Annotated in this window: 11 protein-coding genes and 2 pseudogenes; 4 read left to right on the top strand and 9 right to left on the bottom strand. The window is 68.6% G+C overall.

Annotated elements, in window-relative coordinates; all coding sequences use genetic code 11:
• Positions 1-488: 488 nt before the first annotated feature.
• The 3 genes and pseudogenes from ACFVX6_RS39690 to ACFVX6_RS39680 form a co-directional block, all read right to left on the bottom strand.
• Complete coding sequence (locus ACFVX6_RS39690; protein WP_389699452.1) at positions 489-686, bottom strand: hypothetical protein; 198 nt, start codon at positions 684-686, stop codon at positions 489-491.
• 472 nt (positions 687-1,158) lie between these two features.
• Entirely contained in the window at positions 1,159-1,491 is a 333-nt protein-coding gene (locus ACFVX6_RS39685) for a hypothetical protein (protein WP_389699451.1), read from the bottom strand.
• Positions 1,488-1,772: pseudogene (locus ACFVX6_RS39680) on the bottom strand (HNH endonuclease family protein); the annotation flags it as partial. The pseudogene ACFVX6_RS39680 and the gene ACFVX6_RS39685, both read right to left, overlap by 4 nt.
• Before the next feature lie 98 nt (positions 1,773-1,870).
• On the opposite strand from ACFVX6_RS39680, the gene ACFVX6_RS39675 reads away from it, so the two are divergent.
• Genes ACFVX6_RS39675 through ACFVX6_RS39665 form a run of 3 tightly spaced genes read left to right on the top strand, consistent with a single transcriptional unit; the run spans position 1,871 to position 5,706 of the window.
• Positions 1,871-3,664: a tyrosine-type recombinase/integrase gene (locus ACFVX6_RS39675; protein ID WP_389699450.1), complete on the top strand. Its 1,794-nt coding sequence runs from the start codon at positions 1,871-1,873 to the stop codon at positions 3,662-3,664.
• A gap of 6 nt (positions 3,665-3,670) precedes the next feature.
• Positions 3,671-5,302 (top strand): tyrosine-type recombinase/integrase, encoded by a 1,632-nt coding sequence (locus ACFVX6_RS39670; RefSeq protein WP_389699449.1) that lies wholly within the window; start codon positions 3,671-3,673, stop codon positions 5,300-5,302.
• A complete protein-coding gene (locus tag ACFVX6_RS39665; RefSeq protein ID WP_389699448.1) occupies positions 5,299-5,706 on the top strand; it encodes a DUF6262 family protein in 408 nt (135 codons plus the stop codon). Before ACFVX6_RS39670 ends, ACFVX6_RS39665 begins: the two co-directional genes overlap by 4 nt.
• 23 nt (positions 5,707-5,729) lie before the next feature.
• Here ACFVX6_RS39665 and ACFVX6_RS39660 read toward each other — a convergent pair whose 3' ends face one another.
• The 6 genes from ACFVX6_RS39660 to ACFVX6_RS39635 all read right to left on the bottom strand — a co-directional run bounded on the left by ACFVX6_RS39660 (position 5,730) and on the right by ACFVX6_RS39635 (position 10,051).
• Positions 5,730-7,151 (bottom strand): hypothetical protein, encoded by a 1,422-nt coding sequence (locus tag ACFVX6_RS39660; protein WP_389699447.1) that lies wholly within the window; start codon positions 7,149-7,151, stop codon positions 5,730-5,732.
• A gap of 221 nt (positions 7,152-7,372) precedes the next feature.
• On the bottom strand, positions 7,373-7,570 hold the full coding sequence (locus ACFVX6_RS39655; protein WP_389699446.1) for a hypothetical protein: 198 nt from the start codon (positions 7,568-7,570) through the stop codon (positions 7,373-7,375).
• A gap of 428 nt (positions 7,571-7,998) precedes the next feature.
• Complete coding sequence (locus ACFVX6_RS39650) at positions 7,999-8,244, bottom strand: DUF6087 family protein (RefSeq protein ID WP_389699445.1); 246 nt, start codon at positions 8,242-8,244, stop codon at positions 7,999-8,001.
• Positions 8,245-8,256: 12 nt separating this feature from the next.
• Positions 8,257-9,435, bottom strand: a complete 1,179-nt coding sequence (locus tag ACFVX6_RS39645) for a methyltransferase domain-containing protein (protein ID WP_389699444.1) — start codon at positions 9,433-9,435, stop codon at positions 8,257-8,259.
• Positions 9,436-9,701: 266 nt separating this feature from the next.
• The gene (locus ACFVX6_RS39640) at positions 9,702-9,905 is read right to left on the bottom strand and encodes a hypothetical protein (protein ID WP_389699443.1); all 204 of its coding nucleotides are present in this window, start codon (positions 9,903-9,905) and stop codon (positions 9,702-9,704) included.
• Complete coding sequence (locus tag ACFVX6_RS39635) at positions 9,902-10,051, bottom strand: hypothetical protein (RefSeq protein ID WP_389699442.1); 150 nt, start codon at positions 10,049-10,051, stop codon at positions 9,902-9,904. Before ACFVX6_RS39635 ends, ACFVX6_RS39640 begins: the two co-directional genes overlap by 4 nt.
• 24 nt (positions 10,052-10,075) lie before the next feature.
• Here ACFVX6_RS39635 and ACFVX6_RS39630 point away from each other — a divergent pair.
• Positions 10,076-10,395 (top strand): annotated as a pseudogene (locus ACFVX6_RS39630) (helicase); the annotation flags it as partial.

Here is a 10,395-nt window from a genome sequence, read left to right as displayed (position 1 = left end):
CAGCCATACCCGGAACCCCTGGGCTTCCCCGATCCTACGAATGACCAGATGCGGCCCGCTTGAAAGGTAGGACAGCCTCTACGCCGCCACCCTGGCCAGCAGCGTCCGCCTGCTCACCCAAGGGGCCCAGCAGCTCGGCGGCGTACCCGCCCAGCTCCTGGACGCGGAAGACATCACCGCCTGCCCAGCCGACGACACCAGCACGATCCAGCCCGTCGGCACCATCACGCAGTGCACCATCCACCTCGCAGCCGACGGTGACGCCCCGGCAGCCGTCGGCTTCCGCGACGCCGACCAAGCCGACCTCACCGGCTGGCGGGCACCCACCTCCTGACACACCCCTAGGCCCGACCGCCCCGTCCTGCCCGGCAGCGCGCGGGACTACGGGCTCGACCGGGGCACCGCCCGCCGATCCGGGGGCCGGCCGCGCACCCGGCCGAACCGCTGACCTGGTCACCGGGTCGGGCTCCAGCCGCCGAAGCGGGCCATCAGCTTGCGTGCCGCGGCCTTGTCGAGCCCAAGAGTGCAGCGGCCTGGACGGTGTCGAGGTCGGCGGCAGTACCGCGGGCCGCCCAATAACCGACCCGCTCGGCGACCACCTCCATCCGGCGGGCCGCCCGCACCCCCGCGACCGGAGACGTCTTCGTCAACCGGTTGATCTCTTCCTCCAGACGCTCCAACAGCACGGTGACGCTCTCCGGCAGAGGGATCGTCGCCGCCTCGACCTGTGCGGTGTGCCCGTCCCAGTCTCGTTCGCTCGCATCCGCCTGCTCGACCCCGCCCTCCTCCAGGTCCTGGTCGCCAATGGCCTTCCAGTCCAGGCGGTGTTCGGGGGCCGGTCCAGCCGCAGGAGCACACCGCGCGCAGTCCGGTTGCTTTCGGTGCGTGGGGCTCGTGGCCGTCGTAGATGCTCCACTGCGAGACGGGGTCGCCTCCTCCGCCCGAGCCGCTGTCGAAGTACACCGGGGCCGGGATGCTGCCGTCGGCCAGAACGGCTTCGACCGCGCCGGTGTGGGAGGTACCGAACTCTTCCGTCGTCAAGGTCTCGCGCCTACTCACCACGGCCCGCCCCCTCGCTGCCCCGTGTTCAGGCGCCCCGCGGTGCAAGGCCGCCTGAACACGACGATGTCGCAGTCCGGCCTCGTTTCAGGCGGGTTCTCACGAAATCGTGGCGGGGACCTCCGCGGCACCACCGGCCTGCACGGCCTCCACGACGTGCCGGTGGAAAGCGGCAAGTCCGCCGCCGGGGAGAGGGGCGGGGCTGCCGGTGAGGGTGTACCACTCCTCAGCGCCGGTGTACTGGATCCGGACCGAGGCCGTGCCGTCCGGGCCGGCCTCGGACGTCACGGTGACGTCGCCGGTGATGACGCCGACCTCATCGGTCATCGCGCCGCCCGGGCCCGCCTTCACGTGATCGGTCAACGGGACACGCCCTTCCTGGACGGCACCATGATCGGGCTGCGGGGTGCCTTCGGGCTGGTGGTCGGTCATGAGCACGTCTCCAGCATCTCGGTCAGCCTATTCTTCTCGCCCTCTGTCACCGTGAGCTGATAGCTGCTCTTCACGTTCGTCCACGCCGTCGCGTACGTACACCAGTACGCTTTGGCCGGTGGCTGCCAGTCCTCGGGGCCCTGGTCACCCTTGGCCCGGTTCGTCGCCGCCGACACCGCGAGGAGCTGCGGGCGGATCAGATCGTTCGCGAACTCCTTGCGCCGCTCCGCCGTCCACGAGTTGGCGCCGGAGCGCCAGGCATTGGCCAAAGGCACCATGTGTTATCCGCACCCTGTTTGTGGTGCCGCTGACATCTGTGACATGGCGTGGTGGATCGTTTCCTTCTTGTGAGCGGTGCGTTATCCGGTACAGCGGCGAGATGACGCTGACAGCGATGACGAATGGCGTGGCGGTGGCAAGTACGCAGCGGGTGATCACGGGGGAAGGCGTGACATGGACGGTTCTCGGCGAGGACTACCGTGTCGCGAAGCCGGTCGAGCAGTACCTGGAGTACCTGAGATCGAGTGGCTGCTCCCCCAACACCCTCAAGAGCTACGCGCGGGGCCTCACCCTGTGGTGGACGTTTCTGGAGCGGCGAGCGCAAGCGTGGGACGCGATCGGAGTCACTGAACTCGGCATCTTCGTAGGACAGTTACGTCGCGGGAGCGTACCTGAGGCCGTGATGCCGCTCCATGAGGGCGTGAAGGCGGCCGACGCGACTGTGGCGAGCCGGGCTCGCGCGGTCATGGGCTTCTACCGCTATCACGCGGCTCGCGGGGTCGAGGTCGCGGGACGGCTTTACGAGACGGTGAAGGCCCGGCCGGGAAGCTATCTGCCGTTCCTGGAGCACGTGGCGCGCCGAACCGGACGGCGTTCGAGTGTGGTCAAGATCCGTGTACGTGCGAAACCGGTGCCCGTGCTGCTGCCCGATCAGATGTCAGCGCTCCGCGATGCAGAGGCGACCTGGAACTCGGCGGACGCGGCCTGGTCGGGGGAACTGCGATACCGCCTGCTGTGGGCCCTGCTGGAGGAGACCGGGCTGCGGCTCGGCGAGGCCCTCGGCCTGCGGCACCGCGACTGGAAGACCGGCACGGGTACGACCGCGCAGGTCGAGGTCGTCCACCGTGAGGACCACCCGCACGGCCTGCGGGCCAAGAGCGGCCACCGACGCGTCTTCATAGGCTCGGCTCTGGACCGCCTTTACGGCGACTGGGTCTGGGCCCTGTGCGAGGCCGGCGCCGATGTCGAACTGGACGACTGGGACGACGCGTACATCTTCTGCAACCTGCACCGCGGCCGCCGGTTCGCGCCGCTCAGGGCGGAGAGCGTCTACAAGCACCTGGCCGCACGGAAGCAGCACGTCCCCGGCCTGCCTCCGGACATGACACCGCACTGGTACCGGCATACCCATGCCACAGCCTTGCTGCTGTCGGGCGTACCCATGCACGTAGTCAGCCGGAGGCTCGGCCACGCCGACATCCAGACGACCATCAACACGTACGCCCATGTGACCGAGGACGCCGAGCTGCGCGCGTGTGCGGACTGGCAGAAGATCACGCAAGCCTGGGGCACCGTCATGAAAGCTGAGCCGATCGTCCATCCGGTAGCCCAGACGGATGCAGTCCCCCCGCAGCGTACTCCGGAGCGCAAGCGGCAGGACAAGCGGGACCCGCGCCTGTCCGTGGCCCGACTCTTCAGCGAGGAGAAGGCGCGGCGCCTGTGGGACAACCTGCCGGAGGAGCACCGGCAGGACCATTTCGACTCGGCCAACATGCCGGAGGACTACGGCAGAGCATTCGCCAAGCTGACCATCGACCGGGAGAGGGGCTGGTATTCCCAGGCGATCAGCTTCCGGGGTCTGCCCGAGCCCGTGATCTGGGAACTGGCCTGGTGCGTCCATCAGCAAGTTGCCGAGGGATACGCCATCACCCCAGTGCGGTTCCAGAAACTCAGGCGGGGCTTGGTCCTCGCGATCGAGCACGGCGGACCGCAGGCACGTTCCGCGAGGTCGCTGACGGCGCTCTCCCACGAGGAGTGGGCGCGCGAAGTGCAGCGTGCGGTCATGCGAACCGACTCGTCGCGGAATGCGAGGCTCGGCACGCACGTGCTGAACAGTGTCAAGCATCTCCAGGACCGCCTTGCCCACGCGTACCACGACGGTGAATGGTGGTGACTGAATGTGTGGAACCCCAGCCTCGACCGGCGCGTCCCGCAACGCGAGCACGAGCCCTGGGGACGGTCCGTGGCCAACTTCAGCCAGCTCACGACGGACTGGCTCCGGGAGGCCGCGAAGTGGTGGCTGTCGGTGCAGTTGTCGACGGAGCGGTACGTGTGGTCGTCGGTGAAGAGCCGCCTCGACCACCTGAAGTGGTTCCAGTGGTACATCGACCAGGTCGGTTGCTCCGGCCCTCAGCTCGTCGGATCCTCGGACCAGCTCCGGACCTGGTTACGCGGATTCGTGGACTCCCTCAACAGTCACATCACGATGACCGGCCCGAACAAGGGCGGCCGGCTCTCCAAGAACGGCCGCCGCAGCACGCTGGTGACCATCGAGGCGTTCTACCGCTGGATGTACGACAACCGTGCCGAGGCCGTCACCGTGCTCGGTGACCGGCGCTGGGGCATGCTCGGCCTGCATCACTCGGTGCTGTTCCGGCTGGAGGACAAGCCGCGGCTTACAAACCAACTCCCGGATGACATGGTCCTGGAGGACGAGGTGATCAGCGCGATTGCCGCAGGTTCCGGGGTGCTCGCGGCTCCCAAGTCCGAGGGCGGCCTCGACGACCGACAGGCATTCCACGCGCTCTTGTTGCTGATCCGGACCGGCCGGCGCATGAACGAGGTCCTGATGATGGACTTCGAACCGTTGCTACCGCTCCTGACAACGAGCGAGCAGAAGGACAAGGAGCCGGACAGCTTCGTGGCCCGTCTCGTCTACCAGCAGACGAAGATCACCGGTGGTGCTCCGCCGACCATCCCGGTCGACCAGGAGATCGTCGACATCATCCGTCTCCAGCAGAGGTGGACCCGTGAGTTCCTCGCCGCGCAGGGCCTCCCAGAGGGAGCGGACCCGCCGTATCTGTTCCTGCAGACCAAGAACAACCGGCTAGGGAAGAGGCCCTACGCTTCGGCGACGTTCCACAGTCGCCTCAGCGTGCTGACCGAGAAGCTGGCGATCACCGACAACATCGGCCGCCCCGTCAAGGTGTCCAAGACGCACAGCTTCCGGCACACACGGGCGACCGACCTGATCAACGCCGGGGTCCCGATTCACGTCGTCATGCGCTACCTGGGCCACATCACCCCGACTATGACCATGCACTACGCCAAGACCCTGGCAGTCACGGCCGAGCGTGCGTTTCTGCGCTACAAGAAGGTGACGGCTGACGGCCGGACCGCCGAGGTGAACCCGAGCGACCTATACGACCTCCTCCACCTCGACCAGCGTGCAGACCGCGTGCTGCCCAACGGCTGGTGCATGCTCCCGCCTAGACAAGTCTGTTCCAAGGGAAACGCCTGCCTGACCTGCGACAAATTCGTTACGGATGCCAGCCACCGCGACGAACTCCAGCATCAGCTCGTGCAGACTGAGGGCCTTGTCTCCTGTCGCCAGGCCCAATTCATCGCCCGCCATGGCGAACCGATGGGCGAAGACAACATCTGGCTTGCAGGCCGCATCGCCGAGACCCGGGCTTTGACCAAGGTCCTGGTCGCCCTCGATCAGGTCTCCGTCCACGAGGACGGTAGTCTCCGGGCCGTCCGTGGTGCGGGCACGACCGACCGCCCCGAACCACAGGAGCCCACCGCATGACCCCCATGCCCGAACACCTCCGACAGGCCACCCGCGCGCGGACTGAGGGAGCGGACAAGCGCGCCCGCGCCACGCTTGCCGAACTGACCAAGGCAGGCACGCCCATCAGCTTCACCGCCGTGGCCCGCAAGGCCGGAGTGAGCACCGACTTCCTCTACCGCAGCCCGGTACTCCGAGACCTGATCGAACGGAGCCGAGCCAAGCATGGGCTGGCATCGGCAACCCCCGTAAGCCTCCCTGGCGACTCATCGACCTCGGCTGCGGTCAGGGCCCTGAGTGCCCGCCTCGCGCGGCAGCAGGAGACTCACCGTGACGAGGTGGCGAAGCTCCGCAAAGCACTGGAAGTCGCGCAGGGTGAGAACCTGGATCTGCGTCGACGCCTGGCCCGTCACGAAAACGACTGAGTGATGGCGGCCGTTGGTGAGGGTCAGCCAAGGGACGCGCTCCAGCCGGCTTCGGCCGCGACGAGCAAGGCGCCCTGGTGCAAGTCGAGGCTGCAGGCAGTAGTGGGCTTCCCCACCTGGACGAGTGGGCCGGGGCCTTGGAACGCGTCGGCGTGGAGGCGGAAGGAGTTCGGCTCGGTGCAGCCGACAGTGCGCAGTCGCCAAGGTCCCGAAGAGCTCTTGTCAGTGCCGGGCGGCAGAGCGAGTTGGAGCTGCGCGGTGGCCGGACGCTCTGTCTGGTAGTCGGTGTGTGCCGCCGTCCAGGCGGCCATGACGAGAGCTGCTTGTGAAGGCGCACCGTACACGGGCGAGCCGTCGGTAAGGGAGGAGGGTGTTCGTTCGGGCGCCTGGGGTGTCTCGATGATGTCCGGTCGGCCTGCGCGTTCCCTGAGGACGGCGGCGAACCAGCGGGTGAGTTCCGGGCCTCCTTGGCCGGCCCAGTTTCGGATCACGTCCTGGAAGGCTGCCCCACGGCGGCGGGCGCCCCGGAGTGACCCGGCGGCCAGGATCGCTTCACCCGCTCCTGAGAAGGCTTGGCACAGCTTCAGCACGGGGACGCGATCCGCGCGGGCGGCGTAGCGCACGGACCGGAGCTCCAGCATGGCGTGGTGCAGAAGTGCGGCGGCAGCCTGCGCGTCGGCACTCAGATCTCCACCTGGCGGCCGACGCCGGTGGTCCGACCGGCCGGAACGGGGCGGGGTGACCGCGTCCGCGCGTCGACCGGCGGTCGAAAGATGCCATGAACGGTCGTCCATGTGGTACTCGCCACCGGCGCCGCGGAGCCGACCGTCCGAGCCCAGGGAGATTCTGACCTCCCGCATTCTGGCGTCCAGGATCACTCCCCGCCTGTCGGAAAGGCCGAAGGCGAGGTCGGTGACGCCGTCCAGCCACACGTTCAGCAGAGCGGGCGGCGCAGGCTCATCGACAACGAACTTGCGATCAGCGACCAACTGGAGAAAAGCGGTCAGGCGAGTACCGGCACGCTCCACCTGCAGATGGCGGACGGACGCGGTCGCCAGATCGTAGTCGGGGACCAACTCGTCCACGCTCTGGCGACTAAGCCGGTACTGCGGTGCCATGACATGGCCAAGGTAATCACGGCCTGGCATGTGCGGCTTAGCCGGTGTCAGGAACGCTTCGATGTCGTAACCGGCGACCATGGCCTGCTCGGTCATCCACGCACGCCGCCGCTCGCCGAGACCGGCCATCCACTCCAGTACAGTCGTCGCCCGCCTCTCGCGTTCACCGGCTCTGGACGTGCTTGCTGCCCAGAACAGCGGAAACAGATTGTTGTCCCACACATCCGATGCCGCGCGAATGGCTTCCCTGTCGAACAGGCGGACGTCTGCCGCAGCCTCCGCCATCTGCTCCAGTGAGCGGTCCAGCAGCGTGGCCAGCACGAACATGGCTGACGCGGGACGTATCGGCGAGCGCGGCGCACCAAACGGTGAAGGGGCAGGTATGACCACGTCGTGATCGTCGCACATCCTTCGATGCGCTCACAGAAACACGTCAACGGCATGACGCTGACGTGCTGAGCAGCCTGATTTCAAACTCATGGCGTCGCAGGCGCGGATACCATGTGGTCGATGTCGAGCTTCCCCGCGTCGGTGACGGTGATCCCGTCCTAGACCGAGATCCAGGTCCCGGAGACCGCCTTGCACTCGCTGTCGCGCTTCACGTCTTTGCCGGCCCGCTCCAGCACGACCTCGCGGGTGTCACAGGCGTCTCCCTGTCCGGTCCAGTGCGTGAACTTGGCCCTGCTGTAGCCCGTCATCGCCTGCTGGCCCGCGACCTTCAACCCGGCGAGCTGAGTGCGGGCCACCGACATCGTCGACAAGCCCGGAAAGCGCCCGTACACCCGGCGCACCCTGCTCGCCTGCCTTCCCCGGCCCCGGCGCGGACGGCTTGGCGTCGCCGCCAGAACTCACCCCCGGATTGCAGCCTGCGAGACCGGCGACCAGCAGAGCAGCCGTCACCAAACTGACACCGAGCTGCATCTGACGAGCCATAACCACCCCAAACTATGTGGAAACACCACGGCGACCTTACCCACCGCGCTTACCCGCAAAGGCCACCAGGGCACCCCTTGACGACACCCGGGACCAATCCACCCCACCCGGCTCGGAAGCACCGCAGCTACTCCGAGGGCAGGACCCGGTTCGCGGCGCCCCGGCCGACCAGCTCCCTACCTGACAGCAGGAAACCCCCTGCGGGCGATCCGCAGGGGGCTTGATGGACAGGGTGGCGGCGTCAACCGGTGAGGAAGAGCGCAGCCTCGACGGCGTTGTCGGCGACTCCCACAAGCACCCATTCCCCGGACTCGACGTCGAGCTCCAGGAGGACGCGGGGGGCGTCGGGGGTGAGGTGCGCGGCGCGGCCTCGGGCCGCCGGGTCGAGTGGTTCGGCGCGGCGGCGGCCGGTGATCTGCCGGTCAGATTCTCGTCGGCGGTCACGGCGGTCCGCCCACTGCTCCAGCGGTTCCTGGTGTTCGCCCACGGTGTCCCTCCGCTATCTCCACTGCGCCCCGGGCAGCAGGTTGCCGGTCTCGTCCAACCATGGTGTCGCACCAGCCGGGGTGAAGGTAAGGCCGAAGGAGTCGAGACCGGGGCGGCCTTGCTCCTCCCACCAGGAGCAGGCGGCTTCCACGGCGTCCCAAAGGCGCCGTGGCCCGTGCTGGTAGACGATGCCCGGCCCGTCCTCCTCGGGCCAGCGCACGGCCGCCCATGACCGGTCGTTGAGGGAGTAGACCCAGGTGGCCCGGGTGCCGTCCTCCTCGCGGAAGGTGGTGTGCGTGATGTGGGGGACGGCGAGGCCGATGACGAACTCGGCGTCGGTGTCGGCGAGCTGGTCGGGCTGGACGGCCGTGCCGGTCGAGCCAGGCCAGGTGGTGACGTAGTCGTCGTGGGTCGGCCACGCGGTCCGGTGCGACCGGGCCCGCATGAACTCGAGGCCGGCCTTGAAGCGGCCGGACGCGGTGCCGTCGCCGTACGCGGTGAGGCGGAGCAGCGCGTCACGGTTGCTGTAGTGGGTGCCGTAGGGGACGGCGATGATCCCGCCGGGCCGGATCTGCTCCAGCCAGGCCCGGGGGATGGAGCGGACGCCGAACGTGCATAGCAGGCGGTCGTACTCGCGTGCCGGGTAGCCGGCCAGGGCGTCGCCGGTGACGGTCTCGATGTATAGGCCGAGCCTGCACAGGTTTTCCCTCGCGGTGGCCGAGACGGCCGGGTCCACGTCGATGGTGACGACGTTCTCGGCGCCGCAGCGGTGGGCGAGGAGTCCGGCCGTTTCCCCGGTGCCCGTCCCCGCGTCCAGGACCTGCATGCCCTCCTCGGCGTCCAGGGCTGCGAGGAGCTGGAAGACCACGGTCGGCTGGGAGCTGGAGGAGGTTGGCACGGTGCCCGGGTCGGTGCCGCGATGGTTCCCGTCGTCCCACTGCGTGACGATCGACAGGTCGCTGTCGGCGTACCCGTACCAGGCCGCCGGATCCGTACGCCGGTCGACGGTGACGGCCTGGGCCGCCGCGGCCTCGTCACCCGGGAGGAAAGGCCACATCAGGGGCGGCAGGAACGCGGTGCGGTCGACGGCGGCGAACGTGGGTGCCCAGTCGGAGGTGAGGGCGCCGGATTCCATGAGGCAGCGCCCCAGCTCGGTACGGCTGGGGCGCTGCTGGTGTGCGGTGGCGGTCATGGTTACCGGTGCTTCCCGCCGCCGGAGGGGGTGCTGGTATCGGGGTTGGACGGCGGGGGCGGGGGCGGGGTGGAGATCGGTGCGGACCCGCCGCCATGACTCCCGCCGCCGCTTCCTCCGCTCCCTCCACTGCTCCCGCCACTGCCTCCGCTTCCGCTGTTCTTGGACATCACGGTCTCCTCTCGTCGGTGGTGCTGTACCGGCCGGGCGGGGTGCCGGTCCGGCGGCGAACGCCCTGCGCACGGGTGGACCGTCGCAGGGAAGTCTCAGGGGTTGGCGATCCGTTCGCTGCGGCGCTTGACCACATCGAGGGTCTCGGGCTTCGTCGTCTCCCACCGGGTGGCGAAGTTCCCGGTGTAGATGGGGCGCAGCACCCACACGGTCCCGCCGAGCCGGATGTCGGTGACGATGACGGTGCGCCCGTCGGCGTCGGTGACCTGGTCGCCGACCCAGGGCAGGGGACCGTTCACCGGGCGCCTGCGGGCATGTCGGGCTCGAGGTGGCGCATGGGTTCCAGCTCCTGGGGGTCGGCCGTCCACTCCCGGCCCGATCCGTCCAGGGGCCGCATGTGGGCGGTCCGCCGGATGGTGCGGCCGGTCGTCTTCGCGGTGCGCACGAGGACGGTCCCGACGGTGCCGGTATGGCCGGTGTCGGGGTGAATGACCTCCCGGCCGGCGCGATGACACGCAAGCGCCGCGAGCAGCTTGAGGACATTGATCCGTCCTGGTGCCCGGTGTGGCCTGTGACGTGGCAGCGCTGCTTCCACCTGGTCCGCCAGCACCTGGACGCTGGCCAGGCACTTCCTACCGTGGTGGGCGAAGTCGTGCGCCAGGGCGAGGATCTGGGCCGGTGGGTCACCTCGGTCCGGCACGGCTGGGACCAGCTCACCCCAGTCCAGCAGTGGATGTGCGAACAGATCCTCGGCATCGAGCCCGCGACCGAGGCCGAGAAGCCGAAGGC

Source organism: Streptomyces sp. NPDC058289 (assembly GCF_042880975.1).
GTDB classification, from domain to species: Bacteria; Actinomycetota; Actinomycetes; order Streptomycetales; family Streptomycetaceae; genus Streptomyces; species Streptomyces stoeckheimensis.
Note: the sequence above shows the minus strand (reverse complement) of the source record. Positions and strands in the feature narration are given on the sequence as shown.